The 18715-nt window shown below is 68.7% G+C and carries 17 protein-coding genes; 10 read left to right on the top strand and 7 right to left on the bottom strand.

The window, feature by feature from the left end; all coding sequences use genetic code 11:
* Positions 1 to 123 precede the first annotated feature (123 nt).
* Positions 124 to 1494: an alpha/beta hydrolase family protein gene (locus tag MRBLAR12_RS06525; protein ID WP_364744502.1), complete on the bottom strand. Its 1371-nt coding sequence runs from the start codon at positions 1492 to 1494 to the stop codon at positions 124 to 126.
* Between the two features lie 121 nt (positions 1495 to 1615).
* On the opposite strand from MRBLAR12_RS06525, the gene MRBLAR12_RS06520 reads away from it, so the two are divergent.
* The 9 genes from MRBLAR12_RS06520 (at position 1616) to MRBLAR12_RS23815 (ending at position 12054) form a co-directional block, all read left to right on the top strand.
* Entirely contained in the window at positions 1616 to 2104 is a 489-nt protein-coding gene (locus tag MRBLAR12_RS06520; protein ID WP_229993284.1) for a hypothetical protein, read from the top strand.
* Positions 2105 to 2118: 14 nt separating this feature from the next.
* Entirely contained in the window at positions 2119 to 2646 is a 528-nt protein-coding gene (msrB, locus tag MRBLAR12_RS06515) for a peptide-methionine (R)-S-oxide reductase MsrB (RefSeq protein ID WP_229993283.1), read from the top strand.
* A gap of 164 nt (positions 2647 to 2810) precedes the next feature.
* Positions 2811 to 4229: a DUF6421 family protein gene (locus MRBLAR12_RS06510; protein ID WP_229993282.1), complete on the top strand. Its 1419-nt coding sequence runs from the start codon at positions 2811 to 2813 to the stop codon at positions 4227 to 4229.
* Entirely contained in the window at positions 4226 to 4993 is a 768-nt protein-coding gene (locus MRBLAR12_RS06505) for an SDR family oxidoreductase (protein WP_229993281.1), read from the top strand. Before MRBLAR12_RS06510 ends, MRBLAR12_RS06505 begins: the two co-directional genes overlap by 4 nt.
* Before the next feature lie 111 nt (positions 4994 to 5104).
* A complete protein-coding gene (locus tag MRBLAR12_RS06500) occupies positions 5105 to 6193 on the top strand; it encodes a threonine aldolase family protein (protein ID WP_229993292.1) in 1089 nt (362 codons plus the stop codon).
* Positions 6194 to 6265: 72 nt separating this feature from the next.
* Positions 6266 to 6913 (top strand): DUF3000 domain-containing protein, encoded by a 648-nt coding sequence (locus MRBLAR12_RS06495; protein WP_229993280.1) that lies wholly within the window; start codon positions 6266 to 6268, stop codon positions 6911 to 6913.
* A 61-nt stretch (positions 6914 to 6974) separates the two neighbouring features.
* Positions 6975 to 8333: an HRDC domain-containing protein gene (locus MRBLAR12_RS06490; RefSeq protein WP_229993279.1), complete on the top strand. Its 1359-nt coding sequence runs from the start codon at positions 6975 to 6977 to the stop codon at positions 8331 to 8333.
* Between the two features lie 284 nt (positions 8334 to 8617).
* Positions 8618 to 9880: a thiolase family protein gene (locus MRBLAR12_RS06485; protein WP_229993291.1), complete on the top strand. Its 1263-nt coding sequence runs from the start codon at positions 8618 to 8620 to the stop codon at positions 9878 to 9880.
* Positions 9877 to 12054, top strand: a complete 2178-nt coding sequence (locus tag MRBLAR12_RS23815; RefSeq protein ID WP_364744496.1) for a 3-hydroxyacyl-CoA dehydrogenase NAD-binding domain-containing protein — start codon at positions 9877 to 9879, stop codon at positions 12052 to 12054. The genes MRBLAR12_RS06485 and MRBLAR12_RS23815 overlap by 4 nt, the downstream gene beginning before the upstream one ends.
* A 259-nt stretch (positions 12055 to 12313) precedes the next feature.
* Here the strand turns inward: MRBLAR12_RS23815 and MRBLAR12_RS06475 are convergent, their stop codons facing one another.
* The 5 genes from MRBLAR12_RS06475 to MRBLAR12_RS06455 form a co-directional block, all read right to left on the bottom strand.
* Entirely contained in the window at positions 12314 to 13885 is a 1572-nt protein-coding gene (locus tag MRBLAR12_RS06475) for an ABC transporter ATP-binding protein (RefSeq protein WP_364744493.1), read from the bottom strand.
* On the bottom strand, positions 13882 to 14640 hold the full coding sequence (locus tag MRBLAR12_RS06470) for an energy-coupling factor transporter transmembrane component T (RefSeq protein WP_364744490.1): 759 nt from the start codon (positions 14638 to 14640) through the stop codon (positions 13882 to 13884). Before MRBLAR12_RS06470 ends, MRBLAR12_RS06475 begins: the two co-directional genes overlap by 4 nt.
* Before the next feature lie 64 nt (positions 14641 to 14704).
* Complete coding sequence (locus MRBLAR12_RS06465) at positions 14705 to 15526, bottom strand: ECF transporter S component (protein ID WP_229993275.1); 822 nt, start codon at positions 15524 to 15526, stop codon at positions 14705 to 14707.
* Positions 15527 to 15670: 144 nt separating this feature from the next.
* Positions 15671 to 16699, bottom strand: coding sequence for a nucleoside hydrolase (locus tag MRBLAR12_RS06460; RefSeq protein WP_364744488.1), 1029 nt, complete (start codon positions 16697 to 16699; stop codon positions 15671 to 15673).
* Positions 16700 to 16770: 71 nt separating this feature from the next.
* Positions 16771 to 17748: an aldo/keto reductase gene (locus tag MRBLAR12_RS06455; protein WP_229993273.1), complete on the bottom strand. Its 978-nt coding sequence runs from the start codon at positions 17746 to 17748 to the stop codon at positions 16771 to 16773.
* On the opposite strand from MRBLAR12_RS06455, the gene MRBLAR12_RS06450 reads away from it, so the two are divergent.
* Complete coding sequence (locus MRBLAR12_RS06450) at positions 17747 to 18058, top strand: hypothetical protein (RefSeq protein ID WP_229993272.1); 312 nt, start codon at positions 17747 to 17749, stop codon at positions 18056 to 18058. The two genes, MRBLAR12_RS06455 and MRBLAR12_RS06450, sit on opposite strands and share 2 nt — an antisense overlap.
* A gap of 28 nt (positions 18059 to 18086) precedes the next feature.
* Here MRBLAR12_RS06450 and MRBLAR12_RS06445 read toward each other — a convergent pair whose 3' ends face one another.
* Complete coding sequence (locus MRBLAR12_RS06445) at positions 18087 to 18644, bottom strand: hypothetical protein (protein ID WP_229993271.1); 558 nt, start codon at positions 18642 to 18644, stop codon at positions 18087 to 18089.
* Positions 18645 to 18715 lie beyond the last annotated feature (71 nt).

The raw sequence follows: 18715 nt of genomic DNA, 5'->3' as shown, positions 1-18715 counted from the left end.
CCGACGCCCGGAGGAGTCCGGCATCAGGTCCTCAATCAGAGCCCACTGGTCATCAGTCAAAACGGAAGTACGTGACACCCGTCCACTATTTCAAAAACCACGCCCCGAATTAGGAGACACGCCCTAGTTGGGTGTGGCGTTTCCGGCCGCCGTCTCCTGGTCGCCGGGGTTGGCACGGGGCGCCAGCTGCTGCCGGAGCCAGGCCGCGACCTGCCGGTCCCAGCGCTCCGGATCCACGTTCCATTCCTTGGTGTGCAGGGCCCTGTCGAAGGGCTCGAACGTGACCATCTCCGGATTCTTCTCGGCCAGCGCGGCGGAAGGCCCGAACGGCACGTATTCGTCGTCCACGCTGTGCACAATGAGGGTCGGCGTCCGCAGCTCCACGGCCCGCGAAACCCAGTCCATCGCCTTGAGGTCAACGGGGGCGGCCAGCCCGGTCAGCCGCCGGCCGAGGCGGTGGCTGAGCATCAGCTGTCCGTAGCGGCCCACGGACGACGGGATCCGGTTCAGCTCCGCGTGGTGGGCCAGCACGTTGACCCAGTTGATGACCGGCGCGTCCAGGACCATTGCCCGGATCAGGTGGCGATGGCGGGAGAGGTCAGCCGTCTGCAGGCAGATCGCGCCGCCCATCGACCAGCCGAACAGGACTACCTCGCGGGCGCCCTGTTCCAGGGCATAGCCGATGGCGGCCTCGACGTCGCGCCATTCGGTGGAACCCAGGCCGTAGCGCCCGTCGCTGGCTGACGGGGCCAGTCCGTCGTTTCGGTAGGAGATCAGCAGGCTGGACATGCCCAGTTCCCTGGCGGTCTGGAGGGCCCGCAGTCCCTCCTGCCGGGTGGCGCCGCGGCCGTGCACCATGATCGCCCAGACATCCGGGGCCAGATCCTCCGCCGGCGTGGCGGGGACCAGCCAGGCCGGCGCGGTCCCGGCATCGACGTCGATCAGCACGTCCTCCACCGGAAGCCCCAGCGCGGCCGGATCCGGATAGGCCGCCCCGCTCCACCATCCGCGCCGGGCGGTGGCAATGTCCCCGCTGTAGACGTGCTCAACCTCGCGCAGCACGGTGCGTTCGGCCGGCGAGTAGGACAGGATCCGGCCGATCCGCGCATGGCCACGGCCGCCGTCGAAGAAGAAACCATAGACCCCGTCCACTGTGGAATCCGGGGTGGCGGCGAGAATGACGTGCAGCGCCCGGCCTTCGCGGATGACGGCCAGCACTTCCTGGTCCTCAGCGCGGAACCGGGCCGGGGTGATGACGCGACGGGCGAAATAGAGCGCGAGGGCGGAGGACCCGGCGGCCAGCACGCCCGCAGCGGCGCTGCCGCCGATGATGCCGCCCACCGCCCACTTGGCGCTTCCGGACGCGGTGGCGCCGGTGGCCACTGCGAGGTGGACTGCTGTTTCGCGGGCAGCGGTCCGGCGGGCGGCGGTCCGGCGAAGATCCGGGCGGAGGTCCGGGCGGAGGTCCGGGCGGAGGCGCAAGGAGGATGCCATGGCACCATTCTGACTGAACCGCAGCCCAACCGTGGCATTGGCACGGCAGCCGGCATGGACACGCCAGGCTGCCGCGGGGCACAACCATGCGGGGCAACACGAGCGCGACTAGGCTGGGGTCATGAGTGATCCAATCGTCATTTTGACAGAAGAGCCCCTCGGTGCGGATGACCGCGTCAATATTGAAACCCTGATTGCCGGCGGTGATGCGCCCGTGCTGATCCTGGTGCCGGCCAACACCGAGCGGCACCTGGTGGTGGATTTCCTGGAGAACCTTTCCTTGCTTGAAATCGCTAAAGCCTTCCGTGAACTGACGGCACACTCCGACCCCGCCGTGGAGCGGGCCGAAGCCGCCGACACCCTGGCCGCGTCGCTGGCCGCACTGGCCGGCCTGGGCGGCGGCGTCTCGGGCGAAGTCGTCGAGGGCAAGGCCGTCGACGGCCTGGTTGCCAAGGTCAAGGAACTCAGTGCCGGACAGGCTGTGGTCATCACGCGCCCGCACGCTGTCGCAGACACTTTCCACACCGACTGGGCCACCAAGGCACAGGACAAGCTGGGGCTGCCCGTCCTGCATCTGTACGCCGGTTCGGGATTTATCGGGGACTCCTGAGCGTTATTGAGGCTATGAGCATCTTTAACAGGTCCAAATCCATGCCCTCCGCAGTGCCCGCCGCTGACCCCGCCGCGGCGCCTGCCGCTGCGCCGCTTGAACAGCCCTCCGGCGAACACACGCCGGGCCAAAAGCCGGTCGAAAAGACGGACGCCCAGTGGCGCGAGGAACTGACGCCCGAGGAGTACCGCGTACTCCGCCAGGCCGGCACCGAGCGGCCGTACACCGGCGAATACTGGGACACCCACACCCGGGGCGTCTACCAGTGCCGGGCCTGCGGCGCCGAGCTCTTCACCAGCAACGAAAAGTTCGACTCGCACTGCGGCTGGCCGTCCTTCTGGGCTCCGCTCGCCGAGGGAACCGTGCGCTACATCCATGACCGCACCATGGGCATGGACCGGGTGGAAGTCCGCTGCGGCACATGCGATTCCCACCTGGGACACGTGTTCGACGGCGAGGGCTACGGCACCCCCACGGACCAGCGGTACTGCATCAACTCGGTCTCCCTGAAACTCGTTCCCGCGGACGGCGCCGGGCAGTAGCCCGCAGCCCTTCCTCTCCTTCCGCTGGAACGGGCTTTCAGAATCACTTGCCCCAGACTTTCTTATGCTCGAAGCAATTTTGCATTAGCGCCTCTGTTTGCTTGCTACGCTCGATTCAGATCCAGCGACACGCTCCACAGCAACCAGAAAGGCGACCGTCGACGATGACCACGACTGCTCTCACCGCCCCCGCCCCGATCACTGCCAGCAACCAGGAATGGCTGCGGCTCAAGGCTGCGGCCACGGCCCTGCAGGCCCTCCAGGTCAAGGACGGATCCGTGCCGGATGCCGAAGCCCACGACGCCGCGGCCGGCCACGTTGGAACCATCACCGCGGCGGTCACGGCCCTGGCCCCGTCCTTCCCGCACGATGCCCGTTACCTTGACCTGCTCGTCACCGACTTCGGCCGGTGGGCCGACGCCGGCTTTGGCGTGCCGGACTTCCTGGATTCCCTGCAGGCCTTCCAGCCGCAGCAGCACCGGGTCAACGGGCTCCAGCACCTCGTCGTGTTCCCGATGTACACCCAGAACGGCAGCAGCAGCCGCCTCGTCGAGGCCGTCCTGATCGAGGTCATCTGGCCCGAGTTCATAGGCGGCCTGGAAACGGGCGAATACTCCAACAAGCTCTTCGTCCCGATCCGTTTCCTCGACTTCACCCCGGGCTACAACACCAACTCAGCAGTCCTCTTCCCGGAGACCGTCGCTGTCCGCGAGACCCCGACGTTCACGTGGGGCGCGATCTTCGCCGACCGCGAGGCCGCCCGCTTCCGCCGCGTCCTGCGTGCCGCCGCCGAGATCACTTCCCTGCAGCTGCCCAAGGACGCCGCCGGGCTGCTGGAGGACCAGGAGCTGACGCAGGAAACGTTTGTCATGTGGGACCTCATCCATGACCGCACCCACATGCGCGGGGACCTGCCCTTCGACCCGTTCATGATCAAGCAGCGCATGCCGTACTTCCTCTACTCGCTGGAGGAACTGCGCTGCGACCTCACCGCCTTCCGCGAATCGGTGAAAATCGAGAAGGACGAGGACGCCGACCCGGAGGCCCGCCGGCACGCCAAGCTTGTCCAGTACGCCGTGATCTTCGACCGCATCTTCCGCTTCGCCATCACCGGCACCCGCGTCCGCAATTACGACGGCCTCGGCGGCCAGCTGCTCTTCGCCTGGATGCACCAGCACCACGTCCTGCACTGGACCGACAGCAAACTCAGCATCGACTGGGACGAGGCCGCCGGGGTCGTGGTTGAACTCGGCGCCAAGATCGAGGAACTGTACTGGCGCTCGATCGACCGTCCCAAGGTGGCCCACTGGCTCGCCGCCTACGAGCTCATCTCCGGCACGGTCACGCCCAACCCGGCCTCGGTCTGGGCCAAGGGTCCGGACGCCCTTCCCCTGGACGGCCCGCCCCGCGGCCTCACGGACCAGGTCCTCGACGACGAGTTCCCGCTCTCCATGTTCTACGAAGCGCTGGAGAAGAAGATGCGGCCGGTCATCGAATCCACTGCCGGCATCACGGGATCTTCAGACACCGGATCTTCAGACACCGGCGAGGGCAGCGGCACCCGGGCACTGAACGCCGGATGAGCAACGGACGCACGTTGAACGTGCTGGTCACCGGCGGCAGCGGGCCGTCCGGGATCGCCACGGCCCGGGCCCTGCGCGACGCCGGCCACAGGGTCTTCACCGTCGGTTCGAATGCCGCCCACATCGAGGCCGCCGCCGCCGAAGCCGGCGGCGGCATCACCCCGCTTGTGAGCGATCTCGCGAGCCTGGCGGAGGTAAGGGCCTTGCGGGCGAGCGTGGCCGGCATGGCCGGAAACGTCGACGGCGTCATCCACCTGGTGGGCGGCTGGCGCGGCGCGAAAGGCATCACGGACCAGAGCGACGAGGACTGGGACTTCCTGGAACGCAATGCCGTCACGACGCTGCGGAACGTCACGCGCGTCTTCTTCGACGACCTCGCCGCCTCGGACACCGGACGCTTCGCCATGGTGTCCTCCACGGCCGTGAGCACCCCGACGGCGGGCGGGGCCAGCTACGCCGCGGCCAAGGCCGCCGCCGAAGCCTGGACGCTGGCGGTCGCGGACGGCTTCCGGCGGGCCCACGCCGCGGCCGCCGGTGCCGGCAACACCGGGCAGGAAAGCCCGGATCAGGAAAAGCCGCAGCTGCGCAGCGCCGCCACCATCTTCGTGGTGAAGGCCCTCGTTGACCCCGGAATGCGGGCCAAGGCCCCGGAACGGTCGTTCCCGGGCTTCACGGACGTGGCTGACCTGGCGGCTGCCGCAGCCGGGCTCTTCAGCACTCCTGCCGGCGAGCTGAACGGCCAGCGGCTGCTGCTCAGCCGCTGAACAGATCCGGATCCACTGACCCCGGCTCAGTGGCCCGGACTGCCGCCGGACTTAGCCCCTTGGCTTAGCCCTTGGGGCCCGACCTCTTAGACTGAAAGCGTGAGCAAAACGATGACCAGCACAGTTGAAACTGTCCCTGCCAGCACTTCGGTGCGGCTCCACGATCCTTCCGTCCGCGGCTTCGCCTCGGACAACTATTCCGGCGTGCACCCGGAGGTCCTCGCGGCCTTGGCCGCCGCGAACGAAGGCCACCAGGTCTCCTACGGCGAAGACGACTACACCGCGCGCCTGCAGCAGCTGATGGAAGGGCACTTCGGCGAAGGCATCGAGTGCTTCCCGGTGTTCAACGGCACCGGCGCTAACGTCCTGTCCCTGCAGTCCCTGCTGCCGCGCTGGGGCGCCGTCATTTGCGCCTCCACCGCCCACATCAACATGGACGAAAACGGTGCACCGGAGCGCATCGGCGGCATCAAACTGCTGCAGGTCCCCACCCATGACGGCAAACTCACGCCCGCGCTGATCGACCAGGAGGCCTGGGGCTGGGGCGACGAGCACCGCGCCCAGCCGCTGGCCGTCTCCATCACCCAGACTACCGAGCTGGGTACCTGCTACACCCCGGACGAGGTCCGGGCCATCGCGGAGCATGTCCACGCCAAGGGCATGAAACTGCACATGGACGGCGCCCGGCTGGCCAACGCCGCCGCGCACCTGGGCGTCCCGCTGCGGGCCTTCACCCGCGACGCCGGCGTGGACATCCTCTCCTTCGGCGGCACGAAGAACGGCCTGCTGTTCGGCGAGGTTGTGGTCGCGCTGAACCCCGAAGCCGCCCACGGCCTGGTCTACCTGCGCAAGATGAACATGCAGCTGGCGTCCAAGATGCGGTTCATGTCCGCCCAGTTCATTGCCCTCCTCGAGGGTGACCTGTGGCTGCGGTCGGCCTCGCACGCCAATGCCATGGCCGCCCGGCTGCGCGCCGGCGTCGAGGCGATCCCGGGCGTCGAACTGAGCCAGAAGACCGAGTCCAACGGCGTCTTCGCCGTCCTGCCTGCCGGTGTCGCGGACCGGCTGCGCACGTCCTTCCGCTTCTATGACTGGAACGAGGCTGCCCGCGAGGTCCGCTGGATGTGTTCCTTCGACACCACCGAGGAAGACGTTGATTCCTTCATTGCGGCCATCAAGCGCGAGCTCGCCGCGGCCTGAGCCCTGCACGGCTTCCCCTGCCCGGCGGCGAGTCTGCCGGGCGGGGGCCTGGCCGTTGCATAACCTTCCAAGGTGAGCTCCCTCGATCAGGTTCCGGCAGATTTCCTCTTCGCCTTGGGGACCCTTCGACATGCACGCTGCCGCAGCGAGCTGCACCTGGACGAAATTCCGGCCCCGTCGCGGCTGGCGCCGTTCGCGGTGGCCCTGGGTGCCGAGGTGATCGGACCGGGCGAGTCCCCCGCCGGCGGGCCGGTCCACGGCCCGGCTGCCGCGGCCCTGGAACGGGCGTCCGGCAGTGACGACGTCGAACTGGCCACCGGCCGCTTTATTCTGCTCCACGATCCCGACGGCTCCGCCGTGTGGGACGGGGAGTTCCGGATCGTCACCTACATCCGTGCCCAGCTGGAACCGGAGATGGGCAACGACGAACTCCTGGGGTCCGTGGCGTGGACGTGGCTGGTGGAGGCACTGGACAACCATCAGGCCCCGTACCGCTCCGCCGGCGGCACCGCCACGAGGGTGCTCTCGGAGAGCTTTGGAACATTGTCGGACCGGCCGAATTCAATCGACATTGAGCTCCGGGCCTCCTGGACCCCGGCCACTCCGGACATCACCTCGCACCTGGAGGCGTGGTCGGACATGGTCTGCACCTTCGCCGGACTGCCGCCGCTGCCCGAGGGCGTGACGCCCCTTCCCCGGCGCCCCCGCGGACACGCATGAGGCGCTTGTTCGGCCACGGTCACGGCCTTAGACGCCATGTTGTCGGTAAACTGTAGAGACCATGACCCCTCAGAATCCGGAAATCAGCACGGCCGCCGCCATTCGCAATACGGCCGAGGCTGCTGACACCACAGCCCACATCACCGTGGAAGGCTTCGACAGCCTGGTCCCTGAAGTGATCGACCTCGACGTTCCCCGCGATGGCGTGCCGCTGGTCATTGAAACCCAGTCCGGACTCGAACGCTGCGCCGCGGCCCTCGCCGCCGGCCACGGCCCTGCGGGCGTGGACGCGGAGCGGGCCTCAGGCTTCCGCTACGGCCAGCGCGCCTTCCTGGTCCAGATCCGGCGCGAAGGCTCCGGGACCTGGCTGATCGATCCAGAGCCCTTCGGGGACCTGAGCATCGTCAATGACGCATTGCGCGGCGTCGAATGGATCCTCCACGCCGCCAGCCAGGATCTGCCCTGCTTGTCCGAACTCGGGATGTGGCCGGACAAGCTCTTCGACACCGAGCTCGCCGCGCGCCTGGCCGGGCTGCCCCGGGTGGGCCTCGCCGCCGTCATTGAACAGCTCCTGGGCTTCGGCCTGGCGAAGGAACATTCCGCCGCCGACTGGTCCACCCGCCCGCTGCCGGAACCGTGGCTGCGCTATGCGGCCCTCGACGTCGAAGTCCTGACCGAGCTTCGCGAGGAACTGATCGAACTCCTCGTCGCGGACGAAAAGCTGGAATACGCCGAGCAGGAATTCGCCGCCATCCTCGAGGCCGGACAGGCCCCGCCACGCGTTGATCCGTGGCGCAAGACGTCCGGACTGCACCAGATCCGGGACCGCCGCCAGCTGGCCGCAGTCCGGGAGCTGTGGCTGGAACGCGATTCCCTGGCCCAGAAGCGCGACGTCGCCCCAGGCCGACTGATCCCCGACTCCGCCCTCGTCGCTGCCGCGAAGGCGATGCCCTCCACGGTTCCCCAGCTTCTGGGCACCAAGGGGTTCCACGGCCGCGCCGCCCAGCGCGAGGCGCCCCGCTGGCTGCGCTGCATCGGCATTGCCAGGGCCCTGGAAGACCTGCCGCCGCTGCACCTGCCCACCAACGCTCCCCCACCCCCGCGCGTCTGGGCAGACCGGGACCCGGAGGCGGCCGCCAGGCTTGCCACCGCACGTCCGAAACTCCAGGCCAGGGCCGAGGAGCTGAACCTGCCGGTGGAAAACCTGCTGACTCCGGACTATCTTCGGCGGGTCGCGTGGCGTCCGCCGGCAGAGCTCAGCGAGGAAGGCGTCGCCGAGGAACTGGCGAACCTCGGGGCGCGCCAGTGGCAGATCGAAATTACTGCCCCGCTCATTGCCGAGGCCTTCCTGCACCCCGAGCCGTTGCCCGTGAAGGAGCCCAAGGCCCCCGCAGAGGCGCCATCGGCTTCCACGCTCTAGCAGATCCTCCCGGGGCGGCACCCCTCCTCCTTGCCAGCTATGTTACTGACGAGTAACATAATTCATGATGTCGTTCGGATCCCTCCCGCCCGTGGCAAGCCCGGCCACCGGCGGGGTTCCGGCAACCATGTCTCAATGAGGAGTAACACGTGAGCCAAGCCCACAGCAGTGGAACCCCCGGCAGCGGAACAAACAAAAGCGGACAAAACAGCAGCGGAACAAACAGCGGCGCGAGTCCGCGCGCCGCACGTCCGCGCACCGCAGGTCCCCGCGCCGTCCGCGATATCGTCTTTGTCGACGGCGTCCGCACCCCCTTCGGCCGCGCGGGCGAAAAAGGCATCTACGCCGGCACCCGCGCCGATGACCTTGTGGTCAAGTGCATCCGCGAACTGATGCGCCGCAACCCCTCTCTACCTGCGGACCGGATCGACGAAGTCGCGATCGCCGCCACCACCCAGACCGGCGACCAGGGCCTGACCATCGGCCGCACCGCCGCGCTGCTGGCCGGACTCCCCCGGACCGTGCCCGGCTTCGCGATCGACCGCATGTGCGCCGGCGCCCTGACGGCGGTAACCACGACGGCGAGCGGCATCGGCTTCGGCGCGTACGACGTCGTCATCGCCGGAGGCGTCGAACACATGGGCAACCACCCGATGGGCGTCGGCGCGGACCCCAACCCGCGCTTCATGTCCGAACGGATCGTGGACCCCGCCGCCCTCAACATGGGCAACACGGCCGAGAACCTGCACGACCGCTTCCCGGCCATCACCAAGGACCGCACGGACGCCTACGCCGTCGCCTCGCAGGACAAGCTCGCCGCCGCCTACGCCAGCGGCCAGATCCAGCCCGACCTCGTGCCCGTCGCCACGATGAAGCCGGGCAGGGGCTGGACCGTCAACACCGTGGACGAACCCCCGCGCCCCGGAACCTCACTGCAGGACCTGGCGGCCCTCAAGACCCCGTTCCGCGCCCACGGCCGGGTCACGGCGGGCAACGCCGCGGGCCTGAACGATGGCGCAACGGCGGCCCTGCTGGCCTCCGCCGATGCCGCCGAGGAACTCGGGCTGCCGGTCAGGATGCGCCTGGTCGCCTACGCTTTCGCCGGCGTGGAACCCGAGGTCATGGGCATCGGCCCGGTCCCGGCGACCGAAAAGGCCCTCAAGAACGCCGGACTCGGCATCGGGGACATCGGCCTCTTCGAAATCAACGAGGCCTTCGCCGTCCAGGTCCTCAGCTTCCTGGACCACTTCGGGATCGCCGACAACGACCCCCGCGTCAACCGCTACGGCGGCGCGATCGCCGTCGGGCACCCGCTGGCGTCCTCGGGGGTCAGGCTGATGAACCAACTGGCCCGGCAGTTCGAGGAGGACCCCTCGGTCCGCTTTGGCATGACCACGATGTGCATCGGCCTGGGCATGGGCGCCACCATCATCTGGGAGAACCCGCATCACGCGGACTACGGCACCGACGCCCACAGCACCGAAACACACAGCACCGAAGCAGATCAGGCAGAGACTACGACCACCGAGACTGGAGCCACAGCATGAGCGCCGCTGATTTCCGCAAGCTTGCCGACCTCTTCCCGAACGAGACGGTCACCCACTCCTATGTCCAGGACATCGAACTGCCTCCCGTCGACGGCACAAGCCCCGGCACCTTCGCACTGGTCACCCTCGACAACGGCCTGGACCACTCCAAGCCCACCACCCTCGGACCCAACACCCTGATCGAGCTCGGCACGGTGCTCGAGGGGCTGAAGGAACGCGCCGCCCGCGGCGAGATTGCCGGCGTCGGCGTCACCGGCAAGCCGTACTTCCTCGTGGCCGGCGCAGACCTGTCAACGGTCAAGTCGGTCAGCGGACGCGAGCAAGGCAAGTGGATGGCCCAGCTCGGCCACGACGTCTACTCCACCCTGGCCACCCTGGGCGTGCCGAGCTTCGCGTTCATCAACGGCATTGCCCTGGGCGGCGGCCTGGAGATCGCACTCCAGTCCACCTACCGCACAGTCTCCACCGGCGCCGGAGCGCTGGCCCTTCCCGAGGCGTTCATCGGACTCATCCCGGGCTGGGGCGGGGTCTACATCCTGCCGAGGCTGATCGGGCCGGAGAACGCCCTCAAGGTCATGATCGAAAACCCGCTGACCAACAACCGCACCCTCACCGGGCCGCAGGCCTACCAGCTCGGCATGGCGGACGCGATGTTTGAACCGGCTGACTTCGTGGAACAGTCCCTCGCGTGGGCCGCGAAAGTCATTGCCGGCGCCGTGGCGCCGGAGCGGGCGAACGCCGTGGACCCGTCCGCCCCAGAGGTCGCCGCACGCTGGTCGGCCGCCGTCGCCAAGGGCCGGGCCTTCGTGGAGGCCAAGACCTCCAACGCCTCACCGGCGCCGGCCAAGGTCCTGGACGTCATGGAAGCCAACCGCACCCTGACCCAGGCGCAATCCGCCGGGCTCGAATGCGAGACACTGGCGGACCTCATGCAGACTGACGAGTTCCGCTCCACCGTCTACGCCTTCCTGGACCTCGTGCAGCGCCGCTCCAAGCGTCCCGCCGGCGCCCCGGACCGCAAGCTCGCACGCCCGGTCACGAAGATCGGCGTCGTGGGCGCCGGACTGATGGCGAGCCAGCTGGCACTGCTCTTCGCCCGCCAGCTCAAGGTTCCGGTTGTACTGACGGACATTGACCAGGCCCGCGTGGACAAGGGCGTGGGCTACGTCCACGCCGAGGTGGACAAGCTCCTTGCGAAGGGCCGGATCAGCCCCGACGCCGCCAACCGCACCCGCGCGCTCGTCACGGGATCCGTTTCCAAGGAGGCCTTTGCCGACGCCGACTTCGTCATTGAGGCCGTCTTCGAGGAACTCAACATCAAGAAGCAGGTCTTCAAGGAAGTCGAGGCGATCGTCTCGGCCGAGTGCATCCTCGCCACGAACACGTCCTCGCTGTCCGTCACCGCGATGGCGGAAGATCTTGAGCACCCGGAGCGCCTGGTGGGCTTCCACTTCTTCAACCCGGTGGCCGTGATGCCGCTGCTGGAGATCGTGCGCGCACCGAAGACCGACGACGCCGTGCTGGCCACCGCGTTCGAGCTCGCCAAGGGCCTCAAGAAGTCCGCCGTGCGGGTCTTGGACGCCCCGGCGTTCGTGGTCAACCGCGTCCTGCTGCGCCTCATGGGCGAAGTCACCGCGGCCTTCGACGAAGGCACGCCGGCCGAAGTGGCGGATAACGCGCTGCGGCCGATGGGCTTGCCCATGACTCCCTTTGTGCTCGGTGCCATGGTGGGCCTGCCCGTGGCCCAGCACGTCCAGGAATCGCTGCACGCGGCGTTCGGGGACCGCTTCAGGGTTTCGAGGAACCTGCAGGCGCTGATCGACAACGGTGTGACGTCCATTTGGGCCGTGCAGAATGGGGCGCCGGTGCCGGGCCCGGACGGCAAGCCATTCATCCCGGCCGAGACCCTGGCGCTGATGTCCTTTGGCAGCGCACCGTCCACCGGCGAGGAAGTGCTGCGCCGGACGCAGGACGCGCTGGCTGAGGAAATCGGACTCATGCTCGAGGAGGGCGTCGTGGCCGGCCCCGAGGACATCGACCTCTGCATGATCCTTGGCGCGGGCTGGCCGATGTTCCTGGGCGGCATTACGCCGTACCTGGACCGGGTGGGCGCCTCGGAGCGGGTCAACGGGAAGAAATTCCTGGCGCCGGGCGTGGCGTCCGAACCGGCCTAACTCCGGCGTTCGGCGGTCAGGCGCCAGCCTGAACCGGCCCTGCCTTATGGCGCCGCTGCCTGGACTTTGGTCCGGGCGGCGGCGCCGCTTTCGTTGGTGCCGCGCGTGTTCAGGCTGAGTGTGCCTGTGCCGCGTGACTGTCAGGTACGGCGATCATTTTCCGGGTGCCAGCGAGGCATCGATGCGCTGGCGGATCTGGTGGAGAGCGTGTGCAGCGATCGCTCCCTCGAACGCGAGTAGCGGAGAAACCCCGCCGGAGTCAGATCTCGCTCAGCCGGCCGTCCGTGAGTTCCAGGACGCGGTGCGCGTTCATCCGCGCGTAGGCCAGGTCATGGGTGACCATGACGACCGCGGCGCCCCGCGCGGCGGCGCGGACAACGGCGGCCTGCAGCGCCTCGAGCCCGTGCCGGTCCAGCCCGACGGTGGGCTCGTCCAGGGCCAACACTGCCGGTTCACGGGCCAGGACCGTGGCCAGGGCGAGCAGACGTTGCTGGGAGGCCGACAGTTCAGCCGGGTGGACCTCCCCGGTACCGGACAGCCCCACCGCCGCCAGCGCCGCCCGGGCCTTGCCCTCGGCTTCGGCTTTCCCGAACAGCTGCCGGAGTCCGAACGCGGCTTCGCGCAGGACGGTCCGTTCGAACAGCTGGTCCCGGGGGTGTTGGAACAACAGGCCCATGGAGGCCGCGACGGTTCCCACCGGCACGCCGGCAATACTGCGCCCGCAGACCCGCACGTCCCCGGCCGAGGGCCGGAGCAGTCCGTTGAAGTGACGCAGCAGTGTCGACTTGCCGGCGCCGTTGGGCCCGGTCACGGCGATGATCTCGCCCCGCTGCACGGCGAAGTCCACGTCCCGGAGGACCCGAGCCTGCGTAGCGGTGCCTGGCCGCCGCGGGTCCTGGCCGTAGCCGAACCCAACCCCGTGCAATTCCAGCGCTGCCGGCCCGGGGCCGGGCGCAGCGACAGGCACCGGACCGGGGCCGCGGGCTCCGGCGGTAACACCGGGCCCCAGAACGCCGGGACCAGATACGGGAGGGCCAGGAATGCCATGGCCGCGCACGCCAATCACACCGGCCCGCTCCAGCTCGGCCGAGCCGGACAGCTGCGCCGGCGTTCCCGCAGCGGTGACCGTCCCGCCGTCGAGAACTGTCCAGTGCGTTGCTTCGCCGGCGAGGCGGTCCGCCGCCTGGCTCAGCAGGACGACGCCGGTCCCGGTGCCGCGGAGGCTGCGGACCAGATCCTCAACCTGTGCGGCTCCGGCCGCATCCAGCGATGCCAGCGGCTCGTCCAGGATGAGGATGTCCGGTTCCGCGATGACGGCGCAGCCCACGGCGAGCCTGCGCAGCTCTCCTCCGGAGAGCGTGGCCGGGTCCCGGTCCAGCAGGTTCGAGAGTCCCGTGCGCGCAGCCGTCCGCCCCACCGCGCGGAGCATGTCGTCCCGCGGCGTCGCACGGTTTTCCAAGCCGAAGGCCAGCTCTTCGGCGACGGTGGCGCGAACCGAGGAGAGCATCGCGGCGGGGTCCTGCGGGACGAAGGCCACGCGGCGCGACCATTCGGCGGGGTTGATCCGGGGATCGTCAGGGGCGCCGCGGAATTCCAGCAGGGTGCCGTCAAGCTCCAGGCTGCCGCGGAATGCTCCCGCGTGACCGGCCCGGAGCCAGCCGGCCATGAGTTTGCCCAGCGTGGATTTTCCGCTCCCGGAGCCGCCCAGGACAGCGGTCAGGGAGCCGGGCGTGACCGAGACCGACGCACTGCTCAGCACCGGGGTGCCCTCGCCGTGGAACGTGAACGCCTCGATCCGGATCTGGAGCGCCGTCCGGGTGGTGGCCGTCACGTCGGCACCCCGGCAGGCCAGGAGGCCACTATCCGTCCGGCGACGGCGGCTGCCGCGAAGAGCAGCGCGGCAGTCCGGAAGCGACGCTGGCCGGGCGGGTCGGCGACTTCGCGGTAACTGGTGCGGGGTCCCGGGCTGCCGAAGCCGCGGGCGTCGAGCGCCTGGGCGCGGCTGCCGGCGTCGTCGATCAGGGCCAGGACCAGCGGCACTATCTGCAGGCGGAGCGCGCCGAGGCGGGACAGCAGGCCGCGCCGGACCTCCATCCCGCGCGTTTCCTGGGCCTGCCGGATCCGGTCCAGGCGGACGGCAACGGCGGGCAGGAGGGTGAGGGTGGATGCCAGGACAAAGCCGAACTGCGGCGGGATCCTGCGCCCGGCGAGGGCTGAGACAAGGTCGGGAACGCTCACGGCGAAGGAAAAGAGCAGGAAAACCAGGACGCAGGCGGTGGTCCGCGTTCCGAGTTCCAGCGCGAAGCCCAGGCCCTCGGCCGTGACCCTGGCAGGGCCCCAGTGGGCCAGCACGATCTGGCCTTCGGGGAAGAACAGGCCGTGCAGCACCAGCAAGGACAGGCACAGGGGCGTCAGGATCACCGCCGCGGCAGGCAGGACCCGGCCCGCAACTCCAGTGCGCACCGCGAGAAACACCGCGGCGAGGGCCACGGCGACAGACAGCGGCCAGTAAGCAGCCGCCGTCGTGACGACGGCGGCACTGGCGGCGGCGGTCAGCGCGGTGAAGGGGTGGAGACGCGGTTTCATAGGCACGGTCTCATAGGCACGGTGTCAGGGTCTCACTGTCACGAGGTCACAGTGGTCACAGGGCTCAGGCCTCCGGCGCTGCCGGAGCCTTGCCGGCGAGCACCCGGTAGCGGCGCACGAAGGGGAACTGGAAGGTGGTGCGGCGGGGCAGGGCGTAGGCGAGCAGCGCCGCGATCGTGAAGACGATCGCCTTGTCCATGGGATCGGAAATCAGCGCCTGCTTGGTGATGGCGGCCAGGAGGGTGTCCCCCATGGCCCGGAAGGCGCTGACGATCGCCCCGGTGCCCAGGCCCGAGGTACCGCCAAAGACGAAGGCTGCGATCGGGGCGGAGACGACGCCGGCCAGGATGCCGGTGACGAACCCGGCGATGGGGGCGAAGTAGAAGCGGCGGAACAGGCCGCCGCGGGCGGCCATGCCGGCCAGGAAACCGATGAGCGCAGCACCGGCGGCGAAGGGCAGCACGGTGGGGTTGAAGAAGGACCAGACGATGCTGCTCAGCGCGCCCGTGGCGGCACCGGCCGCGGGGCCGGCGAGAACGGCGATCAGGACGGTGCCGATCGCGTCGAGGTAGAACGGCAGGCCGGTGCTGCCCATCAGCTGTCCGAGGACAACGTTCAGGACCAGCGCCACCGGGATCAGGACCACGGTGGAAGTGGGGAGAACGGGCAAGACGGCCACAATCAGCAACACCGCGCCAAGCAGGAAGCCGCCGAGGGCCACGAGTGCGGAGAAACTGGCCGGGCCGTTGGCAATGTCCACAGGCTGGGTCAGCACCAGGAAGATGTACGTGGCGGCGATGGCGGCGGCGCCTGCGATTTCGAGCAGGCGGCGCCTGCGGCCGGCCGCCTGTCCAGGGGCAGTGACGGTGAGGGCTGGCTGTGACATGGGCGGTGTTCCTTTGGCTGGGTGCAACAAGTTCCGCCTCATGTCACCTCGGCGCAGCTACCATCCTAGCGAGCAGCGACGGTTCTAGCGATCTGCAGACCCGCCCGGGAACTCCCCGCGTTGACCCAGCAAAAATGTCCGGCTTCAGGGCGTCGGGGACCGGGGGCCCACCGCGCGGGCAAGGGCGCCGACCGAGGAAATCAGTTCGTCGAAGCAGTGCCCGGGGTTGTTGTCCGAGACAATCCTCGCGTTTGGCGGTAGCCCCCACAGCCCGCGGAAGTCGGCCACCGTGGTACCCATCAGCAGGGGCGAATCCGTTTCGACGTCGACCGTGGCCAGCCGGGTGGCGAACGGTGTGCGTCCCGCGGCAGCGCAGGCCGCGAAGGCGTCGTGCACGTGCGCCACATAGCCCTGGTCGTAGAGCCGGTGAAATTCCATATAGAAACGCAGGGCGTCGGACAGGCAGGCGACGAGGGGGTTGCCTGACTGGCTGCGCTGGCCTTCGGGCTGGTCCGGGAGGACGAGTTCAGGCTCCGGCGCGCCCGCAGCCTCGCCGAGGCGGCGCAGGTGCTCCGGGCGCATCTCGATCCGCTCCGTCATTTCCAGGGCACACAGGATCGGCAGTTTGTCCTCGGGCATCCCCCGGTAGGCAGCAAACACTTCCTTGGCGGCATGCGGGTCCACCGAGGTGTTCCATTCTGCCGTCGGGGTCGTGTTGCCCTGGTAGTAGAAGCTGCCGCCCATGATGACGAGTCCCTTGAGCAGCCGCGGCAGCTCCGGCTCGCGGCGCAGGGCCAGGGCGAAATTGGTCAGCGGACCGGTGATCAGCCCGGTGAGCTCCCCCGGGTGCGCCCGTACCTCCTCCACCCAGACGTCGACGGCGTGCCGCGCCGAGATCTGCTGGTGCGGCGGCGGTAGCTCGGCGTAGCCGATCCCCTGCGGCCCGTGGGTCTCCTCGGTGGTGACCAGCGGGATCTCCAGGGGGACCTCGGCGCCGATGGCCACCTCGATGCCCACGCGGCCGCACAGCTCCAGCAGGGCCAGGTTGTTCAGCGCCACCTGCCGGGCCCCGACATTCCCCGCGGTGCACGTGATTGCCTGGAGGCGGACCTCGGGCCGGGACAACAGGTAGACCAGGGCCAGGGCGTCGTCGATCCCGGTGTCGACGTCCATCAGGATCGAATGCGTGACCTCAGGACCGGCCCCGGGGGCGCCCAGGGCCGGCTCATTCAGGGGCGGACCGTTCAGAACAGTGCCACCTTGGGCGTGCGCGGGAAGAGGACGTCCAGCTCGGCGAGGTCGGCGTGGCTGGGGACCCAGGCCACGGCAGCGGCATTCTGGCGCACCTGCTCCGGCGTGGTGGCTCCGGCGATGACGCTGCTGACGGACGGCTGGGCGGCAAGCCAGGAGAACGCCACCTGGACTTCGTTGAGCCCGCGTTCGGCCGCGAACTTGCCGAAGGCACCCAACTGTTCCCAGTCGGCGTCGTGGACCAGATTGGTGCGGGTGTGGCTGAGCCGGGTTCCCTCAGGGGCCTGCCCGGACGAGTATTTGCCGGTCAGCAGGCCGTTGGCGAGCGGGAAGTACGGCAGGACGCCCAGGCCATAGGCCTCGGCCGCAGGGGTCACCTCGAGCTCGGCGCGTCGGTCCAGCAGGTTGTAGTGGTTCTGGCTGGAGATGAAGCGGGCTCCCCCGCGGGCGCGGGCCACGTACTCGGCCTCAGCGATCTGCCAGCCGGCCCGGTTGGAGTGGCCGATGTAGCGGACTTTGCCGCTGGTGACGAGGTCTTCGAGGGCCGAGAGCGTCTCATCGATGGGCGTGAGCGGGTCCGGGGTGTGGAACTGGTAGAGGTCGATCCAGTCCGTGCCGAGCCGGCGCAGCGAGGCTTCCGCAGCCTTGATGATATAGCGGCGGGATCCGCGCGCACCGAAGTCCTCGCCGTTGGCGCCGCGCATGTCCATGCCGAACTTGGTGCCGATGACGGCGTCATCCCGGCGGGCGCCGAGGGCCCTGCCGAGCATCGTCTCGCTGAGGCCCGGCTCCCGGCCGTAGGTGTCCGCGACGTCAAAGAAAGTGATCCCGGCGTCGAGGGCCGCATGGACGACGGCGTCCGTGCCTTCCTGCGATTCGGTCACGGTTCCGGGGCGGCCCAGGTTGTTGCAGCCAAGTCCCACGACCGAGACGGACAGTCCGGAATTTCCTACGCGGCGGTATTCAGTCATGGATTTAGCCTATATCGCCCGGGCGGGCGTGCCGGCCAAGGCCGCGGCAGCACTACCCTGCGGGCAATTCCAGCCCGTGCTCGTCCATGGCATCCTGGAGCTGCGCGACCGTGCGCGGGCAGACACCAGGCATCCCCGCAAGCCGGCGCTGGCCAAGCTGCACGAGGTTTTCGAGGGTTTCGACCCCCGCGTGTGCAAGCGACTTGCGCGCGGGCGCCGCCAGTCCTGCGGGGAGTGGAGTGCTGCCTGGTCGAGAGGATTTTCGCGTCACTGCGTTGCCTTCCAGTCGGTTGCCCCCAAACTGATGTGAGCCGTGCCCGGCTCCTTACCGGTGTGGCCTAGAGCGTGAAGCTGTTGGCCGGTTTCGGTGAGTGCTTGAGCTTATAAGTGTCCTCGCCAAACGGCGCGGCGCCAATGCTCAGCTTGGTAAAGTCCAGGTCCTCGCCGCGGATGCAGACCTTGATGGCGCTGACCGTCTTGTTGACGTCCGGGGTGAGGCAGAAGATATTGAGCCTGGAGTCGGAAAACTCGCTGCGGTCCACAATCCCCAGGCCACGCCAGGCCAGGTGGCTGATCAGGGCGTCCTTGGCTTTTTCCTCGAGGTAGCGGTCGCGGCTGGTTCCGTCCTTGGTCTTCAGCGCATACTGGGCCACCACCCAGAACTGTTCCTCCTCGGGGATTTCGGCGTACCCGTCCTCGGCGCACTGCACCGCGAAGGCGTCCATGAGGCGCTCGGCGGCTTCGGCATTTTCGACGTCGGTCTCGTCGGTGGTGCTCTGGTGTCCAACGACGCCGTGGTTCATCACGAACTGGCTGTAGTCCTCGTCAAACCAGGCTTCCCTAAACTGCAGGGCGCCCTCTTCGTCGCGCCTGTAAACCCGGATAATTCCACTCATATGCCAGTTCCTTCCTGGGCCGTCCCGCCGCCAAGGATGGCGCCGCACGGGGTAATGCTCAACAGATGTGC

The organism is Arthrobacter sp. LAR12-1-1.1 (genome assembly GCF_040676555.1).
Classification (GTDB): Bacteria; Actinomycetota; Actinomycetes; order Actinomycetales; family Micrococcaceae; genus Arthrobacter.
The sequence above is the reverse complement of the archived record's forward strand: the minus strand, read 5'-3'. Positions and strand labels throughout refer to the sequence as shown.

Coding starts and splice junctions, on each gene's coding strand:
- MRBLAR12_RS06525 (WP_364744502.1), bottom strand. CDS start 1,494: ATGGCATCCTCCTTGCGCCTCCGCCCGGACCTCCGCCCGGACCTCCGC.
- MRBLAR12_RS06520 (WP_229993284.1), top strand. CDS start 1,616: ATGAGTGATCCAATCGTCATTTTGACAGAAGAGCCCCTCGGTGCGGAT.
- msrB (WP_229993283.1), top strand. CDS start 2,119: ATGAGCATCTTTAACAGGTCCAAATCCATGCCCTCCGCAGTGCCCGCC.
- MRBLAR12_RS06510 (WP_229993282.1), top strand. CDS start 2,811: ATGACCACGACTGCTCTCACCGCCCCCGCCCCGATCACTGCCAGCAAC.
- MRBLAR12_RS06505 (WP_229993281.1), top strand. CDS start 4,226: ATGAGCAACGGACGCACGTTGAACGTGCTGGTCACCGGCGGCAGCGGG.
- MRBLAR12_RS06500 (WP_229993292.1), top strand. CDS start 5,105: ATGACCAGCACAGTTGAAACTGTCCCTGCCAGCACTTCGGTGCGGCTC.
- MRBLAR12_RS06490 (WP_229993279.1), top strand. CDS start 6,975: ATGACCCCTCAGAATCCGGAAATCAGCACGGCCGCCGCCATTCGCAAT.
- MRBLAR12_RS23815 (WP_364744496.1), top strand. CDS start 9,877: ATGAGCGCCGCTGATTTCCGCAAGCTTGCCGACCTCTTCCCGAACGAG.
- MRBLAR12_RS06470 (WP_364744490.1), bottom strand. CDS start 14,640: ATGAAACCGCGTCTCCACCCCTTCACCGCGCTGACCGCCGCCGCCAGT.
- MRBLAR12_RS06465 (WP_229993275.1), bottom strand. CDS start 15,526: ATGTCACAGCCAGCCCTCACCGTCACTGCCCCTGGACAGGCGGCCGGC.
- MRBLAR12_RS06460 (WP_364744488.1), bottom strand. CDS start 16,699: ATGGACGTCGACACCGGGATCGACGACGCCCTGGCCCTGGTCTACCTG.
- MRBLAR12_RS06450 (WP_229993272.1), top strand. CDS start 17,747: ATGGATTTAGCCTATATCGCCCGGGCGGGCGTGCCGGCCAAGGCCGCG.
- MRBLAR12_RS06455 (WP_229993273.1), bottom strand. CDS start 17,748: ATGACTGAATACCGCCGCGTAGGAAATTCCGGACTGTCCGTCTCGGTC.
- MRBLAR12_RS06445 (WP_229993271.1), bottom strand. CDS start 18,644: ATGAGTGGAATTATCCGGGTTTACAGGCGCGACGAAGAGGGCGCCCTG.